A 19,412-nucleotide genomic window follows, 5' to 3' on the forward strand; every position below is an offset into this window, starting at 1 on the left:
GCTCATTTGAGGACTTTCATTGTGTGTGAAAGTTTCCAAGGGCGCATGGTGGATGCCTTGGCAACAGGAGCCGAAGAAGGACGTGGGAATCTGCGATAAGCCTGGTGGAGTCGATAACCGGACGTTGAGACCAGGATTTCCGAATGGGGAAACCCCGCACGACGTGTCGTGTGACCCCCGGTTGAACACATAGACCGGGTGGAGGGAACGTGGGGAAGTGAAACATCTCAGTACCCACAGGAAGAGAAAACAAAAGTGATTCCGTTAGTAGTGGCGAGCGAACGCGGATGGGGCTAAACCGTATGTGTGTGATACCCGGCAGGGGTTGCATGTGCGGTGTTGTGGGCCCCTCCTTGTCATGTCTGCCGGCATGGCGCAGTGAGGTGCGGGCATATAGACGAACCAGTGTGGATGCTGGACCGTAGAGGGTGAGAGTCCCGTAGTCGAAATGTGTTCCGCCGCTGTTGGAGGGTCGCCCGAGTAGCACGGGGCCCGAGGAATCCCGTGTGAATCTGCCAGGACCACCTGGTAAGCCTGAATACTACCTGTTGACCGATAGCGGATCAGTACCGTGAGGGAATGGTGAAAAGTACCCCGGGAGGGGAGTGAAATAGTACCTGAAACCATGTGCCTACAAACCGTTGGAGCCTCCTTGTGGGGTGACAGCGTGCCTTTTGAAGAATGAGCCTGCGAGTTAGTGATACGTGGCGAGGTTAACCCGTGTGGGGAAGCCGTAGCGAAAGCGAGTCTGAATAGGGCGTTTGAGTCGCGTGTCCTAGACCCGAAGCGGAGTGATCTACCCATGGCCAGGTTGAAGCGCGTGTAAGAGCGCGTGGAGGACCGAACCCACTTCAGTTGAAAATGGAGGGGATGAGCTGTGGGTAGGGGTGAAAGGCCAATCAAACTCCGTGATAGCTGGTTCTCCCCGAAATGCATTTAGGTGCAGCGTCACGTGTTTCTTCCCGGAGGTAGAGCTACTGGATGGACGATGGGCCCTACAAGGTTACTGACTTCAGCCAAACTCCGAATGCCGGGAAGTGAGAGCGTGGCAGTGAGACTGTGGGGGATAAGCTTCATAGTCGAGAGGGAAACAGCCCAGACCACCGGTTAAGGCCCCTAAGCGTGTGCTAAGTGGGAAAGGATGTGGAGTTGCTGAGACAACCAGGAGGTTGGCTTAGAAGCAGCCACCCTTGAAAGAGTGCGTAATAGCTCACTGGTCAAGTGATTCCGCGCCGACAATGTAGCGGGGCTCAAGTACACCGCCGAAACCGTGGCATTCAGTTTTGCTGGATGGGTAGGGGAGCGTCGTTCACGAGGTGAAGCCAGCGGGTAACTTCTGGTGGATTGTGGACGAGTGAGAATGCAGGCATGAGTAGCGAAAGACGGGTGAGAAACCCGTCCGCCGGATGACTAAGGGTTCCAGGGTCAAGCTAATCTGCCCTGGGTAAGTCGGGACCTAAGGCGAGGCCGACAGGCGTAGTCGATGGACAACGGGTTGATATTCCCGTACCAGTGAAGAACCGCCCATGCTGAGCCGGTGATACTAACCGCCCGAACCATCCCGATCCTCGTCTTTGACGGGGACGGTGATGGGGAGCGCGGGACCTGAACCGGGGAGGCAAGCGCATTAACAGGTGTGACGCAGGAAGGTAGCCGGGCCGGGCAATGGAAATGACCTGGTCTAAGGGTGTAGGGCTGCCGGTAGGTAAATCCGCCGGCTGTATGCCTGAGACCTGATGGGCGCCCACGTGGTGGGTGATCCGGTGATCCTATGCTGCCAAGAAAAGCATCGGCGCGAGGTTCAAACTGCCCGTACCCTAAACCGACACAGGTGGTCAGGTAGAGAATACTAAGGCGATCGAGAGAATCATGGTTAAGGAACTCGGCAAAATGCCCCCGTAACTTCGGGAGAAGGGGGGCCCCAACCTTGAGCACCACGTGCTGGTGTGAGGGGATCGGGGCCGCAGAGACCAGGGGGAAGCGACTGTTTATCAAAAACACAGGTCCATGCGAAGTCGTAAGACGATGTATATGGACTGACTCCTGCCCGGTGCTGGAAGGTTAAGGGGACCTGTTAGCTTCGGCGAAGCGGAGAACTTAAGCCCCAGTAAACGGCGGTGGTAACTATAACCATCCTAAGGTAGCGAAATTCCTTGTCGGGTAAGTTCCGACCTGCACGAATGGAGTAACGACTTCCCCGCTGTCTCAACCATGAACTCGGCGAAATTGCATTACGAGTAAAGATGCTCGTTACGCGCAGAAGGACGGAAAGACCCCGTGACCTTTACTATAGTTTGGTATTGGTGTTCGGTGTGGCTTGTGTAGGATAGGTGGGAGACTGTGAAGCGGGCACGCCAGTGTTCGTGGAGTCATCGTTGAAATACCACTCTGGTCACTCTGGATATCTAACTTCGGCCCGTGATCCGGGTCAGGGACAGTGCCTGATGGGTAGTTTAACTGGGGCGGTTGCCTCCCAAAATGTAACGGAGGCGCCCAAAGGTTCCCTCAGCCTGGTTGGCAATCAGGTGTCGAGTGCAAGTGCACAAGGGAGCTTGACTGTGAGAGTGGCAGCTCGAGCAGGGACGAAAGTCGGGACTAGTGATCCGGCGGCTCGTTGTGGAACGGCCGTCGCTCAACGGATAAAAGGTACCTCGGGGATAACAGGCTGATCTTGCCCAAGAGTCCATATCGACGGCATGGTTTGGCACCTCGATGTCGGCTCGTCGCATCCTGGGGCTGGAGTAGGTCCCAAGGGTTGGGCTGTTCGCCCATTAAAGCGGTACGCGAGCTGGGTTCAGAACGTCGTGAGACAGTTCGGTCCCTATCCTCTGCGCGCGTTGGAAATTTGAGAAGGTCTGTCCTTAGTACGAGAGGACCGGGACGGACGAACCTCTGGTATGTCAGTTGTACCGCCAGGTGCATGGCTGATTAGCTACGTTCGGGATGGATAACCGCTGAAAGCATCTAAGCGGGAAGCCGGCTTCGAGATGAGATTTCCTTGCCCCTTTGAGGGTGTGAGGCCCCCAGCTAGAACACTGGGTTGATAGGCTGGATGTGGAAGCGAGGACTGAAGACTCGTGAAGCTGACCAGTACTAATAGGCCGATGACTTACACACACTCTTATCCCGTTGCTTGCTTCAAGGTGATGGGTTGGTGTTCGCGTCCACTGTGCGGTTGTCTGATTGCAACCGGCTGTCCACTGTTGGTGGGTGGTTGGGGTGTTTCAGTTGAATAGTGTCACTGTTGTGTGACCCGTAGGTTTCCCTGCTGTTGCCCGTGTTGAGGGTGGTGGTGTGGGGTTAGGGTTACGGCGGTCATAGCGTGGGGGAAACGCCCGGTTCCATTCCGAACCCGGAAGCTAAGGCCCACAGCGCCGATGGTACTGCAGCCGGGAGGTTGTGGGAGAGTAGGTCGCCGCCGGACATTCTTTGAGGGAGGGCCTCGCACTGTTCGTGCGAGGCCCTCCCCGCATTCCCGGGAGGATTCACCGGGCGGCCCCGTGCGATGAGCACGGGGCTTTCTGCGTTTCCGGGTGCATTCGCCCGCGGCGCTCAGAGCTCCTCGCCGGCCCGCAGTCGTGCCGTGAGCGCGCGGGTGAGTCGGCGGCGCAGCCGGCCGTGCTCCGTGCCCTGCTCCAGAAGGCGCGCGTGCACGGCATCGGCATGGGCCGGCTTGTCCGAGTCGGGGAGTGCGAGGAAGTCGCGTAGCAGCGGCTCCAAGCGCCCGGTGAGGGCGAGCACGAGCTCCTGGGTCTCCAGGGGTCGTATGCGCTGCAGGCGAGTCCAGGCCGGCGCGTACTCGGCGGCGTGCTCGACCATCTCCCACGCGAGGGCCCAGCTGTCCGGGCGCAGTCGGTGCCGCTCGGCGCGCAACAGCTGTCGCAGGGCCGCCACGGCCTCCTCGAGCTCGGCGGCCGTGGCGCCGTCGTCGTCGGGGGAGGGGCTCGCGGAGGGACGCGGGAACGGCCACCAGCTCATGCCGGCCTCTCTCGGATTCGCGGGGTGCGCAGAGGTCTCACGCGTGAGATTCTGCCCCGCATATCGGTTTGGCGGCACCCGGTGTGGCTGGTATAGTCGGTCTCTGTTGGATTCAGGTCTGAGACCTCCAACGGGGTGTGGCGCAGCTTGGTAGCGCGCGTCGTTCGGGACGACGAGGCCGCAGGTTCAAATCCTGTCACCCCGACCAGAAAGAGCCCCCGCCGGATCGGCGGGGGCTCTTCTCGTCTCCGGGTGCTCACCGGGTGCGGTGCGTCAGTCCTGGCGGGACTCCAGGAACTGCAGATGCTCGGGGCCCGCCGGGTCCACTTCGCCGGCCACGTCGTCGTGTTCGTTCACCCAGTCCTTCACGTACGGGCACACGGGGACGATCCGGCGTCCCGCGGCCACGGTGTCCTTCAGCGCTTCGCGCACGAGGGTGGAGGCCAGGCCCCGGCCCTCGTACCCGTGGTCGACCTTGGTGTGCGGGAAGATCCGCTGGGTCGGGCCGTCGCCGGTGTCGTCGTCGATCGCCACCGTGTAGCCGGCCACCGTGCCCGCCTCGTCGACGACGATCTCGTACCTCTCCGCGTTCTTGCGGACCTGCGGGTGCTCCAGGCTGGGGGTCTGCTCGGTCATGGTCGGTCCTCTCGTTCCTGGGTGGACCCCGCCGCCGGGCCGGCGACGGGGAAGGGGGTCAGCCGTCCCGGCGCCGCACGGGGTGATGGGACAGGATCGAGATGCGGTTCGTCAGGTTCATCACGATCGCGACCCACTGCACGGCCGCGTACTGGGCGTCCGTGAGCACAGCGGCCGTGGAGGCCTGCACGTAGTTCAGCTGCTCCTGCTCGGGGAGGTCCGTGACCGCCTCGGCGAGCTCGAGCGCGGCGCGTTCCTGCTCTGAGTACACAGCCCCGGCCTCACGCCACGCCGGCAGCAGCCCGAGGCGCTGCACGCTCAGACCGGCGTCGGCGCCCTGGCGGGTGTGCCGGTCCAGACAGAACACGCAGCCGTTGAGCTGGGAGACCCGGAGGTTCACGAGTTCCACGAGCTGCCGGTCCAGCCCGGCCTGCTCGGCGGCGCCGCGCGCGGCCGAGGCCAGCGGCCCGACCGCGTGCCATGCCTCGGGCACGGCCTTGTCGAGGAAGAACGCGAGGGGGTCCTGGCGGGGTGCGGGGGTGTCAGCGGCGGTCATGGTCCTTCAATGTCTCGCAGAACGGGGCGATGGGCCAGGGGCCGGGTGCCGGTCCCGGGCGAGCTTCCGGCTCAGATCCGGCCCCGATCGGCTCAGAATCGGCCGGACGAGCCCGCCCCGGAGAACGAGCCGGCTGAGGATCCGTAGCCGGTCCCGGAGGAGCTGGACTGCGCCTGGCGATGGTCCTGGACGGACCGCTCGCCAGCCTGGTGGCCCGTGGTGAAGGCCACCACCGTCCAGTAGGCATCCGTGGGCAGCGCGGAGTCCAGGATCGAGCCGCGCGCGGACCGGGCCGGGCCACGGTGCGTGCGCAGCTCGTCGCGCAGCAGCTCACGCTCGGCCTCGTCCTTGCCGAACGCCGCCACCTCGGCGTCGGCGAGTGCGGAGACCAGCCCGGTCAGGCGACGCCGCAGCGCATCCAGCTCGTCCAGCGCTGCGGCCGGGGTCAGGCGCTCGTCCTGCAGGTCCGCGCCCAGCGCCTCGAGCCGGCCCTGGGCCTCGGCGCGGAAGGACTCCAGCGCGGCGACGGCGGACCGGACGGGTCCGGCGGAGCCGACGGAGGAGGCCAGCGTGCCGACGGCGTCCAGGTCGGCCCGCAGCGGGGCGGTCTGCTGGTCCCACGCCGACGGCCACCCCGGGTGGCGGTTGAGGAAGGTGTTCGCCGCGGCCACGGCGTCGTCGAGGCGGTCGAGCTCACGGGCGCGGTCCCGGACGTCCTCCGCGGCCCGGGCGTGCTCCGTGCGATGCAGGCTGCGCTCCGGCAGGGCCTCGAGGCGGTCCAGTTCCGCCGACGCGTCGAGCGCCTGGCGCCGGAAGCCGCGGAAGCGCTCCATCAGCGCGGCCGCGTGGGGCGAGTCCTCAGGCACCGTGGACGCGTTCACCTCGGTGGCGTCCATCTCCAGGGTCACGGAGGTCAGGTGGGTGCGGGCCTCGGTCAGCAGGTCGGCCGTCCGGCGGCGGCGACGCCGTCGGCTCGCGAGCACCGCGGCCGCGGCGCCGCCGCCCGCCACACCGACGATCCCCGCGCCGAACCACAGCTCGGGAGCCTGCCACCAGGGGCGCCCGATCAGCTCGGCGGCGGCGTCCGTCACCTCCACGACCGTGTCCGTCCACCGGGCCGCACGGGCTGCCTCGTGGCCGGCCTCGCGCACATCCCGCAGCTGGTCCGTGCTGAGCATCCGGTCCTCGCCCACGTACACCCCGATCAACCGGTTGTCCGGGTCGAGGGCCACGATCACGAGGCCGTCAGCCCACTTCTGGCCGTCCGCGCTGAGCCAGTCCGGGTGCTCGGCGCGAGCCCGCTCGAGCACCCGCCCGTTGAACGCCTGAGACGCGCGGTCGTCGTCCAGCGCGGACAGGTCCGGGCCGCGCTCGGTGACCACGGCGACGCGGGTCGGCTCCCGGAACTCGATCCCCGCCAGGTCACGGCGCAGCTGGGCGGGGTCGATCACGCCCGCGTCATCCACGAGCTCCACCCGGTCCCAGGCCACGGCGTGGGCCTGCGGCGCGGCGGCCACGACGGCGCCCGTCACCCCTGCCGTGACCGGCAGGGCGACGACGGTGGCGGCCGCCGCCGGCCCGGTGAGGGCGGCGGCGGACAGGGCGACCGCGGCGAGAGTGCGGCGGGCGGTGCGGTGCGTCGGACGGGTCACGGGGGCCTCCTGGACGGGTCGGCGGTCCCGCCCAGCGTAGGCACCGCAGGGCCGGTGGCGCCTCAGCCGGTGGGCGCGTCGGCGAGCAGCGCGGCGAGCCGGCCGGCGTCGTGCGCGGTGCCGAACCCCGCCGCCCCCGGCTCGAGGACGCCGGCCCGGTCGAGGCCCGTGTAGGGGACCGCGTCGAAGCCCATGGCGGTGACGAGGGCGATCACCGTGTCGCGCGCGGCGGCGACCGCGGCCGGGTCGGCCGTCGCGTCGGCCGGCTCGGTGCCCACCGCGAGGGCGCGGAGCGGGGCTGTGGCACGCCCGGCATCTCCGAGGTCGTGATGCGAGATCTCCGAGAACGCGCGCACGACGGGCACGCGCAGCCCTGCGGCGGCCCAGCGCTCGGCGATCCGGACTGTGCCCGGCGCGCCGTCGTCGTCGAGCCACGCCGGGACCGGCTCGTCCCCCCAGGTGTTCGTCAGGTCCACCACGGCGCGCGTGGCCGGCCCGGCGAGGGTGAGCGGGTCGACGTCGTCGAGCGCTTCGCGCGGCACGGCCACGACGACGAGCTCCGCCTCCGCCGCCAGGTCCTCGGCCGACACGGCGACGGCCTCGGGAGCGTAGATCGCCAGGTGGCGCTGGACCGCCGCGGGGCGCCGCGTGCCCGCGACCATCACCCGCGGGGCGGCCGTGCCCGGGGAGAGGCGGGGGATGCGCGCGATCGCCCGTGCCAGCGCGGTGCCCGCCCGCCCCGCACCGAGGATGCCGACGACGCGGGGCAGGGCATGCGCCGGTGCCGCCGCCTCAGACGAGCTCATTGCGCTGGCGTCCCAGCCCGGTGATCTCCACCTCGACGACGTCGTCGGGACGCAGCCACGGGCGGCGGCCCTCGGCGTCCCGGCGGGCCAGGGCGACCCCCGCGGGCGTGCCGGTCAGGATCAGGTCACCCGGGTTCAGGGTGATCAGCTGCGAGGCGTAGGAGACCAGCTCGGCGGGGGAGAAGACGACGTCGGCGACCCGGTCCTCCTGACGCAGCTCGCCGTTGACGTGCGTGAGGACGCGCGCATCCGCCGGGAACTCGTCCGGGGTGACCAGCCACGGACCCACGGGCGTCGAGGCCTCCCACACCTTGCCCTGCAGCCACTCGGAGGTGCGGCCCTGGAAGCCGCGCATGGAGATGTCGTTGGCCACCGCGTAGCCCGCGATGTGCTCGGGGGCGTCCTCGGCGGCGATGCGTCGGCCCGGCTCCCCGACCACGATGCACAGCTCGCCCTCGTAGTCGACCCGGTGGTCCTCCTCGGGAACCTCGATCGGGTCCAGCGCGCCCGTGAGGGACTGCGGGAACTTCGCGAACAGCGTCGGATGCTCGGGGCGCTCCAGGCCCGTCTCGTCGATGTGGTTCGTGTAGTTCAGGCCCACGCAGAACACCTTGGTGGGGAAGGGGACGAGCGTGTCGTAGACGAGGCCGGAGGTGTCCAGCAGGAGGGACCGGTCGGCCTGCGCCGCGCGGAGGGCGCCCTCCACCATCTCCCGCTGCTCCTCCGGCGTGGCGGTGAGGTACTCGCCGACGTCGCGACAGTCCGGCAGGGCGACGGCGCGCACGGCGACCTCGGGGTCCTCGGGGTGCACGGAGGTGATGACCGCGGCGAACGTGGCGCCGGGGTAGGCGGCGTCGGAGTCGGGCTGGCGGAACGTGGCGAGCTTCATGGGCCCATCCCATCACAGGGCGGCGGGTCCGGACCCGGGGCGGGCGGACGTGAGACGGTGAGGCCATGAGCACAGCCCCCACGCATCCGCCGCTCGACCTCGACCCGACCCCGGCCACCCCGATCGTGCTCGGGACCATGGCCTGGGGGTCCGTTCCCCCGCCGCCCCCGGACGCCGATCCGGGGGCGGGGCCGGAGGGGCCAGCGGGCGACGCGCAGGTCGAGGCGGCCGTGGAGCGCGCCCGCCGCGCCCTGCGCGCCGGGATCGAGGCCGGCGTCGACCTGCTGGACACCGCGGACATCTACGGGGCCGGCCGCTCCGAGGAGACCGTCGGACGGCTGCTGCACGAGCTGCCCTACGAGGAGCGCTCCGCCCTGAAGGTGCAGACCAAGTGCGGGATCGTCCTGCACGAGTCAGACCCGGCCGGGCGGCGCCTGACCCGCTACGACTCCTCGCCCGAGCATGTGCGCGCCTCGCTGGAGGGCTCGCTCGCCCGCCTCGGCGAGCAACGCGTGGACACCCTGATCATCCACCGGCCCGACGTCCTCACGCCCGTGGCCGACACCGTGCGCGCCTTCCTCGACGCGCGGGAGGCGGGCCTGGTCGGCAAGCTGGGCGTCTCCAACCTCGGCGTGGGCCGCGTCCTCGAGTTCCAGCGCGAGCTCGAGAGCCAGGCGGCGGACGGGACCGGGCTGGCGTGCGTCCAGGTCGAGCTCGGCCTGCACCACCGCACCCTCGTGGAGGCGGTCGTGCTCGCCAACCACCCGGACGCCCCCGCGGACGCCGACGCCGGGCGCCTCGGCCCGGTGTGCGCCGCCGAGGGGATCGAGCTGCAGGCCTGGGGTCCGCTGGGGCAGGGCCGGTTCAGCTCCGGCGACGACGGCGCGGCCGGCGTCGTCGGCGAGGTCGCGGCGGAGCTGGGCGTCAGCCGGGAGGCCGTGGTGCTCGCCTGGCTGCTGCGCCTGCCGTGGGGCGTGCGGCCCGTGATCGGCACCCAGGACCCGGAGCGCGTCGCCGCGTGCGCCGAGGCGGCTGCCGCGGCCGAGGCGATGGACTCCGCGCAGTGGCACCGCCTGTGGACCGCGGCGCGGGGCGCCGGCCTGCCCTGACGAGGCGCGACCGGCCGCGCGCCCTCCCGCCGGAGTGAGACCTGTGTCACACTGGGGCATGGACTTTGCGAACGTGGACCTCGTGACTCCCTGGATCCTCTACTGGCTGGCCTCACTGACCCTCGTGGTCGGCGGCACGCTCGTGGTCGTCGGCTTGTGGCGTGCTCGGCGGCACCGGCGCTTCGCCGCGACCCACGGCCGCAACCCGGAGATCGGGCTCCTCGAGGACACCCGCACCCAGCGCGGGGTCGGGGCTGTCGCGCTCGCGGCCGCCGTCGCCCTCGGCGCGACGGGCGCCGTCCTGCACGTCCAGGGTCTGGACGCGTTCCGCGGCAACCTCGAGGCGAAGTACGGCTACACCGCGGTGGACCGCATCCGTCAGTCCGGCCCCGGCTTCGTGGCCGATCTGACCCAGGCCGACGGCAGCGTGCTGCGCGACGAGATGATCCTGCTGGAGTCCTCGGGCGAGCCCGTCGTGGGGGAGGACATCTTCGCCCGTCCGGTCGAGACGCGTTGACCTTCCCGCCCCGGCCCGTCGGGCCTGATGCCGCGTCGGGGGCCTCTGTTAGCGTCGCCGCGTGAGCACCTCGACCGTCCGTCCCGCCCCCGCGTCCACCTACCGGCTCCAGGTGAGCCCGGATCTGCCGCTGGAGTCCGTGGCCGGGCTCGTGCCCTATCTGCGGCGCCTGGGTGTGGACTGGCTCTACCTCTCGCCGCTGCTCGAGGCCGAGCCCGGCTCCGACCACGGGTACGACGTCGTGGACCCCACGCGGCTGGACGCCGCCCGCGGCGGGGCCGAGGGACTGGACGCGGTCGCGCGCGCCGCGCACGAGGCGGGCATGGGCGTGCTCGTGGACATCGTGCCGAACCACGTGGGCGTGGCCACGCCCCAGGCCAATCCGGCGTGGTGGGACGTGCTCACCCACGGTCCCGAGGCGGCGCATGCGGCGTGGTTCGATGTGGACTGGCCGGCCGGCGACGGGTCCCTGCTCATCCCCGTGCTGGGAGACGGTCCCGACGGGGACGCGGACGCGGAACTGGACCGTCTCGTCGTCGACGCCGAGGGCGGCCGTCTGCGCTACTGGGACACCGTCTACCCCCTCGCCCCCGGATCGCTCGAGGCGGCCGAGGCGGAGACCGGGCTGCGCGCCGCGGAGGTCTTCGCGGCGGCGGACCCGGCGAAGGAGCCGACCGCGGAGCAGGCCCGCCTGGCCCGCGCCGTGCACGACCGCCAGCACTACCGGCTGGTCGGCTGGCGCCGCGGCGACGCCGAGCTGAACTACCGCCGCTTCTTCACCGTCACCACGCTCGCGGGCGTCCGGGTGGACGAGCCCGAGGTCTTCGACGCCGTCCATGCCGAACCCGCCCGCTGGGTCCGAGAAGGGCTCGTGGACGGGCTGCGCGTGGACCACCCGGACGGCCTGGCGGACCCGGCCGGCTACGCGCGGCGCCTGCGCTCCCACGTCCTGCCGGAGGGCTACCTCGTGGTGGAGAAGATCCTCGAGCCCGGCGAGGCGCTGCCCGCGGACTGGCCCGTGGACGGGACCACCGGCTACGACGCGCTCGGCGAGGTCGAACGCGTCTTCATGCATCCCGAGGCCGCGGGTGATGCGGCCGAGGACGCGCGCCGTCGTCGGGAATGGGACGAGGCCGTGGTGCGGGCCAAGCACGACGTGGCCACCGGCTCCCTCGCGGCCGAGACCGCCCGGCTGGTCCGGGAGGTCCGCGCCGTGCACGCGCTCGGTGCCCACCCGGATGAGGACGTGGCCGCCGCGTTCGCCGCCGTGCTCGCCCGCCTGCCCGTGTACCGCACCTACCTGCCCGTGGGCCTGGCCGTGCTCGAGGGCGCGCTGGCGGACGCGGCCGCGGCGGAGCCGGGCCTCGCCGACGTGCTCGGCGACCTGCGGCCCGAGCTGACCGACCCGGACTCGCCCGTGGCCCGCCGGTTCCAGCAGACCTCCGGCATGGTGATGGCCAAGGGCGTCGAGGACCGGTCCTTCTACCGGTACACCCGGTGGGCCAATCTGAACGAGGTCGGCGGAGACCCCTCCCACGTCGCCCTGTCCCTGGCCGACTTCCACTCCGCCCAGCAGGCGCGCCAGGCCGCCTGGCCGACGGCCATGACCACCCTGAGCACCCACGACACCAAGCGCGGCGAGGACGTGCGCGCCCGCATCGCCGTGCTCGCCGAGGAGCCCGACCGCTGGGCCGCCGAGCTCGCCGAGCTGACGCGCCTCCACCCGCTCGGCCACCCCGACGCCGAGCGGCTGCTCTGGGAGTCCATCGTGGGCGTCTGGCCCACGGACGGCACCGCACCGGAGGAGGAGCGGATCCTCGGGTTCCTGCAGAAGGCCTCCCGCGAGGCGGCCCTGGCCACCAGCTGGACGGACCAGGACCCCGAGTTCGAGGCCCGGCTCGCCGCGCTCGCCGCCGCCGTCACCTCCCCCGAGGGGCCTGCCCGGGGCGTGCTGCAGGCCGTCGCGGACCGCATCGCCGAGCCCGGCCTCGTGGTCCAGCTCGGCCACAAGCTCGTCCAGCTCGCCGCCCCCGGCGTCCCCGACGTCTACCAGGGCACGGAGGTGCCCTTCCCCACCCTCGTGGACCCGGACAACCGCCGCCCCGTGGACTTCGCGGCCCGGGCCGACCTGCTGGACCGCCTCGACGCCGGCCACACACCCGGCCTCGACGACCCCGCCGCCGCCAAGCTGGCCGTCGTCGCGGCGGTGCTGCGCGCCCGCCGCGACCGGCCCGAGCTGTTCACCGGCCACCGCCCGCTCGACGTCTCCGGCCCCGCCGCCGACCACGCGATCGCGTTCGACCGGGGCGGGGCGCTCGCCGTGGCCACCCGCTGGCCCGTCCGCCTGGCGGCCGCGGGCGGCTGGGGCGAGACCGTCGTGACCGTGCCGGCGGGGCGGTGGGAGGACGCCGTCACCGGCCACCCCGTCCACCCGGACGCGCGCGGCGCCGTGCGCCTCGACGAACTGCTCAGCACCCTGCCCGTCGCGCTGCTCGTCCCGGCGCACGCCCCGTCCGACCGCCGAGAGAGGACCGCCCCGTGACCGAGCCCCGTCCGGCCGACGCCCCCGCCCCGGGCCTGCACCCGATCGGCTCCGACCCCGTGGACCCCGCCGCGGCCGAGCGGGCCGCCGTCGACGCCGCGCGCGCCGTCCCCTACGCCGTATGGGCGCCGCACGCCGAGAGCGTCGACCTCGTCCTCGTCGACACCGAGCCCGGCGCCCTGCACGACGCCGAGGACCGCTGGCCCGTCGCCGCCGTCGTGGCCATGGACCCCGCCGCCGGAGGCTGGTGGACGCCCACGGAGGACCCGCTGGCCGCCCTCTGCCTCGACGCCGCCCAGCCGCCGGCCGACCCCGGCTACGGCTACCGCGTGGACGGGGCGGACCCCGTGCCGGACCCCCGCTCCCGACGCCAGCCCGACACGGTCCACGGGCCCTCCCGCCGCGACGTCGCCGGCCGCGCCGTCGCATGGCCCGACGAGGGCTGGGCCGGGCCGCCCGGGGTGGAGTCCGATCCGACCGCGCCCCAGGGCGGCGGCCTACGCGGCGCCGTCCTCTACGAGCTGCACGTGGGCACCTTCACGGCCGAGGGGACCCTCGACGCCGCCATCGCCCGCCTGCCGCACCTGACGGACCTCGGGGTCACCCACGTCGAGCTGTTGCCCGTGAACTCCTTCTCCGGCCCGCGGAACTGGGGCTACGACGGGGTGGCATGGTTCGCCGTCGACGAGTCCTACGGCGGCCCCGCCGCCTACCGCCGCTTCGTGGCCGCCGCCCACGCCGCCGGCCTCGGCGTGGTCCAGGACGTCGTCCACAACCACCTGGGCCCCTCCGGCAACTACCTGCCGGTGTTCGGGCCCTATCTGGGCCCGGGCGGCACCGGCTGGGGCGACGGCCTGAACCTGGACGGCGCCGACTCGGACGAGGTGCGCCGGTTCGTCCTGGACAACGTCCGCTTCTGGCTCGAGGAGATGCGCGTGGACGGGCTGCGCCTCGACGCGGTGCACGCCCTGCGGGACGCCCGCGCCGTGCACCTGCTCGAGGAGATGGCCGCGCTCGCGGACGGGATCGCGGCCCGTGCCGGCCGACCCGTGCCGCTCCTGGCCGAGTCGGACCTCAACGACCCGCGCCTGGTGCTGCCCCGCCAGGCCGGCGGGCTCGGCCTCGCGGCGGCCTGGAACGACGACGTCCACCACGCCCTGCACGTGGCCGCGACGGGGGAGACCCACGGCTACTACGCGGACTTCGCCCCGCTGGAGGCGGTGGCCAAGGTCATGGAGCGCACCTACTTCCACGACGGCACCCGCTCCACGTTCCGCAGCCGTGACCACGGGCGCCCCGTGCCGGACGCCGTCCCGAACCATGCGTGGGTGGCCAGCATCCAGAACCACGACCAGGTGGGCAACCGCGCCGGCGGCGACCGCACCGCGGCCGCCCTGTCCGAGGGTGCGCTCGCGGCCGAGGCCGCCCTGCTGCTGACCGGCCCGCACGTGCCGATGCTCTTCATGGGCGAGGAGTTCGCCGCGTCGACGCCGTGGCCGTTCTTCACCTCGTTCCGCGAACCCGAGCTCGGGGACGCCGTCCGGCAGGGACGACGCCGCGAGTTCGCCGCTCACGGCTGGGACCCGGCCGACGTCCCCGACCCGCAGGACCCCGCCACGCGGGACGCGGCGGTGCTGGACTGGGCGGAGGCCACGGGCGGCGCGGACGGCCAGGGCCGCGGGGTGCGCGTGCTCGCCGCCTACCGCACCCTGATCGGCCTGCGCCGCACGCTGCCCCAGCTCACCGACCCTCGTCGCGACCGTGTCCGGGCCGAGGTGGACGCCGCCCGGCGCCACGTGCGCCTCACCCGCGCCGGCGCGGACGCCGACGTCGTCCTGCTCGTCGCCCTCGGCGCGGAGCCGCTGCCCGTGCCCGCGGACCTGACGCGGGCCGAGCTCCTCGCCGGCCACGGCGACGACGGCCCCCTCGGCCCCGGCACGGTGCCGGCGGCGGTCCCGGCCCCCGGCTTCCTGCTCCTGCGCCGCTGAGCCGCGGGCGGCGTCAGTCCTCGTCCGCGGGCGGGACGGCGCGCAGCATGGTGGTCGTGGGGTGCAGCGCCACCGCGTCCTCGTCGCGGCGGGCCCGCAGCACCGTGTCCACGTAGGAGTCCACCACCTCCTGCAGGGGCACGGCCTGGCCGCGGGCCTCGGAGAGGTACCAGCGGTGCTCGAGGAGCTGGTGCATCACCTCGGCGGGCTCGAGCTTGGCACGCAGTTCGAGGGGCACCGAGCGGACCACGGGGTCGAACACCTCCACCACCCAGCGGTGCGCCGCGCCCTCGATGTCCATGTACGGGTCCCACTCCCGGCGGGCGGCCTCGATGTCCACGAGCAGCCGGCGGGCCTGGTTCTCCTGGACCTCGAGTCCCGTGAGGCGGGTCAGCCGACGGCGGTGGTAGCCCGCGTGGATCTCGACGGGCCGGGCGATCATCATCCCGGGGGCGTCGGCGGCGCGCAGTGAGTACTCGGCCAGCTCGAAGCCGAGCTCCTGCAGGCGGCGGACGCGGCGGTCCAGGCGCCACGGCTCGGCGCGGGGGAACAGCAGGGGCCCGGTCAGCTCGTCCCACAGCCGGCGGTAGGAGGCCACGAGCAGGTCCGGCGTGGTGACGGGGTCCACCTCCGGGTCCAGCAGCCCGCTGGCCTGCAGGTCCAGCAGCTCACCGCCCACGTTCACGGCGGCCACGTCCAGGTCGTGCTGGCGCTGGCCGTTGGACAGCCGCTCCCGGAGCTCGCCGGTCTCGGCGTCCACCAGATGGGCGGCGAACCCGCCCGCGTCCCGCCGGAACAGGACGTTGGACAGGGAGACGTCACCCCAGAAGAACCCCTCGAGGTGCAGTTCCACGAGCAGCGTCGCCAGCGCGTCCATGAGGCGTACGAGGGTGCGGCGCTCGAGGCGCTCCGAGAACACGGCGCGGTACGGCAGGGAGAAGCGCAGGTGCCGGGTCACGAGGGCGGCGGGCAGGGGCGTGCCGTCGTCCTCCGTGCGTCCGGTGACCACGGCCACCGGCACCACCGACGGCGCCGGGCTCCGCTCGAGCCGGCGCAGCAGCCGGTACTCGTGGAACGCGAGCTCCTCCGTGGTCTCCTTCACCGCCACGATGCCCCCGCCCATCCGGGCGAAGCGCACCACGTGACGGGAGATGCCCCGCGGCAGGGCCGCCAGCACCTCCCGCGGCCACGTCTCGAGGGGGAGCGCCCAGGGCAGGGCGAGCAGAGACGTCGCCGGGTCCTCGGTCGCGTCCCCCGACGGGGCGCCCGTGATGGTCAGTCGATCGACGGGGGAGGGGGTCTCGACGGTGTCCATGGTCACGATCCTTCCAGACAGGGCCGCTATGCTCGCCTGGCGCGGCGCGCCCGCTGCCCGCCGGCTCCGGTGCTCGACCCGGACCGACTGCCCCACGAGGAGGACCCTTGGCCCGGAACACGTCAGGCTCGCACACCTCGGCGACGGACGCCCGTGCGCGTGCCCGCCAGATCCAGGAAGAGCAGCGCAGGAAGGACCGCCGCCGCCGCACCGGCGTCATCTGGGGCTCGGTCCTCGCGGCGGTGCTCGTGATCGGCCTCGTCGTCGCGTTCGCGCTCACCCGCAACGGCGACGACGCCGCGGCCGCCGGCCCCATCCCGGCCGCGGCGAACGAGCAGGGCGGCATCGAGTTGACCTCGGCCACGGGCCTGGCGGAGGGCGCGGGAGAGCGTGAGGTCGACCCCTCGAAGATCGAGGTGCCGAAGCAGGCCGAGAGCTCCCAGCCCGAGACCCTGCCGAACACGGAGGCCCGCGGTGACGGTGAGCCGACGCGGATCGTGCTCTATGCGGACTTCAACTGCGTGCACTGCGCCGACTTCGAGTCCTCCAACGCGGAGCAGATCGAGCAGTGGCTCGAGCAGGGCGAGGTCACGGTCGACTACCGGATGGTGGACTTCCTGAGCGCCCCGAACAACCAGAACTACTCGGCCCGCGCCGCCAACGCCGCGTACTGCGTGGCGGACCAGAAGCCCGAGGCCTACAACGGCTTCGTGACCGCCCTGTTCGCCGCCTACGACGAGCACCAGGGCAAGGGCCTGGACAACGCGGCGCTCATCCAGCTCGCGCAGGAGCACGGCGTGGACATCTCCTCCTGCGTCGAGGACGGCACGTTCCGCTCCGCGGTCGAGCACACCACCCGCCAGGCGCGCGTCGCCGGCGTGGCCGGCACCCCGACCGTGTTCGTGGACGGCAAGAACTGGGCCCTCGACGGCGAGGACAAGACCTTCACCGACTGGGCGGGCGCCAAGATCGCCGGCTGACCCGGCGCCGAGGCCCGCGGGGCGTCCCCACACGGGGGCGCCCCGCGTCGTCCGCCCGGGCCTTGTACGCTGGAAGGGCTGGCCGCGGCACCCCCAGGTGCCGGCCGCAGGCCTCCTTAGCTCAGCTGGCCAGAGCAGCTGCCTTGTAAACAGCAGGTCGCCGGTTCGAATCCGGCAGGGGGCTCCACCCCACCGCGGGCCCGACGGCGCCGCGCACCTCCGCCGGGAGGGCGCGGCGCCGTCGTCGTGTCCGGCGTGGGCTGACGCTGGGGTTCCGCTGTGCCGGTCCGAGGCCATCCGCCAGGTCCGGCTGGCGGAACCGCCAGAGATGCCTCGACTATCCGCCAGACTTCGGCCCGCGGCCTCGCCGTGACGGAATCGTGACCTTACCGTGATCTCAGTCACCCCGGCCCGAGTCCCTCGGGCATCCGCATCCGGTGGCCCCGAACTCCGAGGAGATCCCGTGCAGTCCTCCACACCCCGCAGCACCCGCCGCCGCATCGGCGCCCTCGTGGCCGGCGCCGTCCTCGCCGGCGGGACGCTGACCTCGTCCCCCGCGCTCGCGGCCCCCTCCGGCGCCGCCCCCGCCGCACCGGCAGCCAGCCCGACCGTCGCCTCGCCCCTGGCGGCGGCGCAGGTCGAGGACCCGAACGCCGACGGCTACGACTCCTTCATCGTCACCTACAAGGAGACCGCCGCCAACGCCCACGCGAAGGGCCGCGCGAACGCCTGGGGCAAGGCCGCGAAGGAGGCCGGCGTCTCCGTGAAGGAGCTGCGTGAGACCGCGCTCGGCTCCCGCGTGATCACGGCGGACCGCAAGCTGGATCAGGCCGAGTCCGCGAAGTTCATGGCCGACCTGAAGGCCTCCGGGGCGGTCGAGGCCGTGGAGCCGGACGCGATCCTCACCGCCACCGGCCTGAGCCCCGTGGACGCCCTCTACTCGCAGCAGTGGGGCTTCACCGGCACCCACGGCATGCGGGTCCCCGGGGCGTGGGATCGCACGACGGGCTCCGGTGCGACCGTGGCCGTCATCGACACCGGCATCACCTCCCACCCGGATCTCGACCGCAACGTCGTGCCCGGCTACGACTTCATCTCCGACAGCGCGGCGGCACGTGACGGCGGTGGCCGCGACTCCAATCCGCGTGACGAGGGCGACTGGTACGCCGCCGGCGAGTGCGGCACCGCCGGCGCCTCCGACTCCTCGTGGCACGGCACCCACGTGGCGGGCACCGTCGCGGCCGTGGCCGACTCCCAGGGCGTCGTCGGTGTGGCGCCGAACGCAAAGATCCAGCCGATCCGCGTGCTCGGCAAGTGCGGCGGCTCGCTGTCCGACATCGCCGACGCGGTCGTGTGGGCTGCCGGCGGCACGGTGGCGGGCGTGCCGGCCAACCCGAACCCGGCGGACGTCATCAACATGTCCCTCGGTGGCTCCGGCATGTGCGGCACCACCTACCAGAACGCGATCAACGCGGCAGTCTCCCGCGGCGTGCCCGTCGTCGTGGCCGCGGGCAACGAGAACCAGCCCGCCGCCAATGTGCGCCCGGCCAACTGCCAGAACACCATCGTGGTGGCCGCCTCCACCTCGCAGGGCGCCCGCGCCTCGTTCTCGAACTACGGCTCCGCCGTGGACGTGACCGCCCCGGGTGCGAACATCATCTCGACCGTGAACAACGGCGCCACCACCCCGACGACGGCCGGCCACGCCGCCTACAACGGCACCTCGATGGCCACCCCGCACGTCGCGGGCCTGGCCGCCCTGCTGCTGGCCGCGCAGCCCAGCCTCACCCCGGCCCAGGTCGAGTCCACCCTCAGGTCCACGGCCCGCTCCATGCCGGTGACCTGCTCCGCGGGCTGCGGCGCCGGCCTGGCGGACGCCTCCGCGGCGGTCTCCTCCCTCGGCGGCGCCCAGACGGAGCCCGGGCCGGCTCCGGTGGCCTCGCTGATCGTCAACGGCGGCTTCGAGTCCGGCAGCACCGGCTGGACCGGCACCCCGACCGGCTTCGTGCGCACCGACGCGGCCAAGGCCGCCTCGGGTCAGGCCTTCGCCCAGCTGAACGGCGTGGGCCGCCGCAACACCGCGACGGTCGAGCAGAAGGTCACCGTGCCGGCCTCCGGCGCCACGCTGACCTATGCGCTGCAGGTGGACACCGCGGAGACCACCGCCTCCCGCTCCTACGATCTCCTGGACGTCCAGGTCGTGACCGGCGCCACCGGCACATACACCGTCGCCTCGCACTCCAATCTGGACAAGGGTGGCTACGCCACGCGCACCGTGGACCTGTCCCGCTTCGCGGGCACGACCGTGACGCTGCGCTTCCGCGGCACGGAGGACTCCTCCGCGGCCACGACGTTCCGCATCGACGAGGTCGCCGTGACCGCGCGCTGACCGCCCTTCGGCTCTCGATGGCCGCTCCGCCGCGCGCGGGGCGGCCATCGTCCGG

General features: G+C 71.8%; 13 protein-coding genes, 2 tRNA genes and 2 rRNA genes. 10 read left to right on the plus strand and 7 right to left on the minus strand.

Annotated features, from left to right (window positions below):
• Positions 1 to 25: 25 nt before the first annotated feature.
• Positions 26 to 3,117 (plus strand): 23S ribosomal RNA (locus AC3RKA_RS01725).
• 190 nt (positions 3,118 to 3,307) lie between these two features.
• Positions 3,308 to 3,424 (plus strand): 5S ribosomal RNA (rrf, locus tag AC3RKA_RS01730).
• 128 nt (positions 3,425 to 3,552) lie between these two features.
• On the opposite strand, the gene AC3RKA_RS01735 is transcribed toward rrf, so the two are convergent.
• Positions 3,553 to 3,978: a hypothetical protein gene (locus AC3RKA_RS01735; protein ID WP_002858298.1), complete on the minus strand. Its 426-nt coding sequence runs from the start codon at positions 3,976 to 3,978 to the stop codon at positions 3,553 to 3,555.
• 131 nt (positions 3,979 to 4,109) lie between these two features.
• On the opposite strand from AC3RKA_RS01735, the gene AC3RKA_RS01740 reads away from it, so the two are divergent.
• Positions 4,110 to 4,186 (plus strand) — tRNA-Pro (locus AC3RKA_RS01740).
• A gap of 65 nt (positions 4,187 to 4,251) precedes the next feature.
• Here the strand turns inward: AC3RKA_RS01740 and AC3RKA_RS01745 are convergent.
• The 5 genes from AC3RKA_RS01745 to AC3RKA_RS01765 form a co-directional block, all read right to left on the minus strand.
• A complete protein-coding gene (locus AC3RKA_RS01745; RefSeq protein ID WP_216879677.1) occupies positions 4,252 to 4,614 on the minus strand; it encodes a GNAT family N-acetyltransferase in 363 nt (120 codons plus the stop codon).
• A 58-nt stretch (positions 4,615 to 4,672) separates the two neighbouring features.
• On the minus strand, positions 4,673 to 5,170 hold the full coding sequence (locus AC3RKA_RS01750) for a carboxymuconolactone decarboxylase family protein (RefSeq protein WP_002858301.1): 498 nt from the start codon (positions 5,168 to 5,170) through the stop codon (positions 4,673 to 4,675).
• A gap of 92 nt (positions 5,171 to 5,262) precedes the next feature.
• Positions 5,263 to 6,822 (minus strand): DUF5129 domain-containing protein, encoded by a 1,560-nt coding sequence (locus AC3RKA_RS01755; protein ID WP_489727388.1) that lies wholly within the window; start codon positions 6,820 to 6,822, stop codon positions 5,263 to 5,265.
• A gap of 62 nt (positions 6,823 to 6,884) precedes the next feature.
• Positions 6,885 to 7,628: an NADPH-dependent F420 reductase gene (locus tag AC3RKA_RS01760; RefSeq protein ID WP_049158106.1), complete on the minus strand. Its 744-nt coding sequence runs from the start codon at positions 7,626 to 7,628 to the stop codon at positions 6,885 to 6,887.
• Positions 7,615 to 8,517: a fumarylacetoacetate hydrolase family protein gene (locus AC3RKA_RS01765; RefSeq protein WP_049158107.1), complete on the minus strand. Its 903-nt coding sequence runs from the start codon at positions 8,515 to 8,517 to the stop codon at positions 7,615 to 7,617. Before AC3RKA_RS01765 ends, AC3RKA_RS01760 begins: the two co-directional genes overlap by 14 nt.
• A 65-nt stretch (positions 8,518 to 8,582) precedes the next feature.
• On the opposite strand from AC3RKA_RS01765, the gene AC3RKA_RS01770 reads away from it, so the two are divergent.
• The 4 genes from AC3RKA_RS01770 (at position 8,583) to treZ (ending at position 14,673) form a co-directional block, all read left to right on the plus strand.
• Positions 8,583 to 9,626 (plus strand): aldo/keto reductase, encoded by a 1,044-nt coding sequence (locus AC3RKA_RS01770; RefSeq protein WP_049158108.1) that lies wholly within the window; start codon positions 8,583 to 8,585, stop codon positions 9,624 to 9,626.
• 58 nt (positions 9,627 to 9,684) lie between these two features.
• Complete coding sequence (locus AC3RKA_RS01775) at positions 9,685 to 10,143, plus strand: hypothetical protein (RefSeq protein ID WP_049158109.1); 459 nt, start codon at positions 9,685 to 9,687, stop codon at positions 10,141 to 10,143.
• 61 nt (positions 10,144 to 10,204) lie between these two features.
• On the plus strand, positions 10,205 to 12,685 hold the full coding sequence (gene treY / locus AC3RKA_RS01780) for a malto-oligosyltrehalose synthase (protein WP_049158110.1): 2,481 nt from the start codon (positions 10,205 to 10,207) through the stop codon (positions 12,683 to 12,685).
• The gene (treZ, locus tag AC3RKA_RS01785; protein ID WP_489727389.1) at positions 12,682 to 14,673 is read left to right on the plus strand and encodes a malto-oligosyltrehalose trehalohydrolase; all 1,992 of its coding nucleotides are present in this window, start codon (positions 12,682 to 12,684) and stop codon (positions 14,671 to 14,673) included. The genes treY and treZ overlap by 4 nt, the downstream gene beginning before the upstream one ends.
• 13 nt (positions 14,674 to 14,686) lie before the next feature.
• Here treZ and AC3RKA_RS01790 read toward each other — a convergent pair whose 3' ends face one another.
• Entirely contained in the window at positions 14,687 to 15,988 is a 1,302-nt protein-coding gene (locus AC3RKA_RS01790; RefSeq protein ID WP_060774764.1) for a DUF4032 domain-containing protein, read from the minus strand.
• 107 nt (positions 15,989 to 16,095) lie between these two features.
• Between AC3RKA_RS01790 and AC3RKA_RS01795 the strand changes: the two genes are divergently transcribed.
• The 3 genes from AC3RKA_RS01795 (at position 16,096) to AC3RKA_RS01805 (ending at position 19,357) form a co-directional block, all read left to right on the plus strand.
• Complete coding sequence (locus AC3RKA_RS01795; RefSeq protein ID WP_002855115.1) at positions 16,096 to 16,968, plus strand: DsbA family protein; 873 nt, start codon at positions 16,096 to 16,098, stop codon at positions 16,966 to 16,968.
• Between the two features lie 110 nt (positions 16,969 to 17,078).
• A tRNA-Thr gene (locus AC3RKA_RS01800) sits at positions 17,079 to 17,155 on the plus strand.
• A gap of 276 nt (positions 17,156 to 17,431) precedes the next feature.
• Positions 17,432 to 19,357: a S8 family peptidase gene (locus AC3RKA_RS01805; RefSeq protein ID WP_002857439.1), complete on the plus strand. Its 1,926-nt coding sequence runs from the start codon at positions 17,432 to 17,434 to the stop codon at positions 19,355 to 19,357.
• Positions 19,358 to 19,412: the final 55 nt, after the last annotated feature.

This window comes from Micrococcus sp. iso_229, from assembly GCF_058072725.1.

Bases quoted from the DNA above. Each gene is read 5' to 3' on its own strand.
- AC3RKA_RS01760 (WP_049158106.1), bottom strand. From the start codon at position 7,628: ATGAGCTCGTCTGAGGCGGCGGCACCGGCGCATGCCCTGCCCCGCGTC.
- AC3RKA_RS01750 (WP_002858301.1), bottom strand. From the start codon at position 5,170: ATGACCGCCGCTGACACCCCCGCACCCCGCCAGGACCCCCTCGCGTTC.
- AC3RKA_RS01775 (WP_049158109.1), top strand. From the start codon at position 9,685: ATGGACTTTGCGAACGTGGACCTCGTGACTCCCTGGATCCTCTACTGG.
- AC3RKA_RS01770 (WP_049158108.1), top strand. From the start codon at position 8,583: ATGAGCACAGCCCCCACGCATCCGCCGCTCGACCTCGACCCGACCCCG.
- AC3RKA_RS01735 (WP_002858298.1), bottom strand. From the start codon at position 3,978: ATGAGCTGGTGGCCGTTCCCGCGTCCCTCCGCGAGCCCCTCCCCCGAC.
- AC3RKA_RS01745 (WP_216879677.1), bottom strand. From the start codon at position 4,614: ATGACCGAGCAGACCCCCAGCCTGGAGCACCCGCAGGTCCGCAAGAAC.
- AC3RKA_RS01790 (WP_060774764.1), bottom strand. From the start codon at position 15,988: ATGGACACCGTCGAGACCCCCTCCCCCGTCGATCGACTGACCATCACG.
- AC3RKA_RS01765 (WP_049158107.1), bottom strand. From the start codon at position 8,517: ATGAAGCTCGCCACGTTCCGCCAGCCCGACTCCGACGCCGCCTACCCC.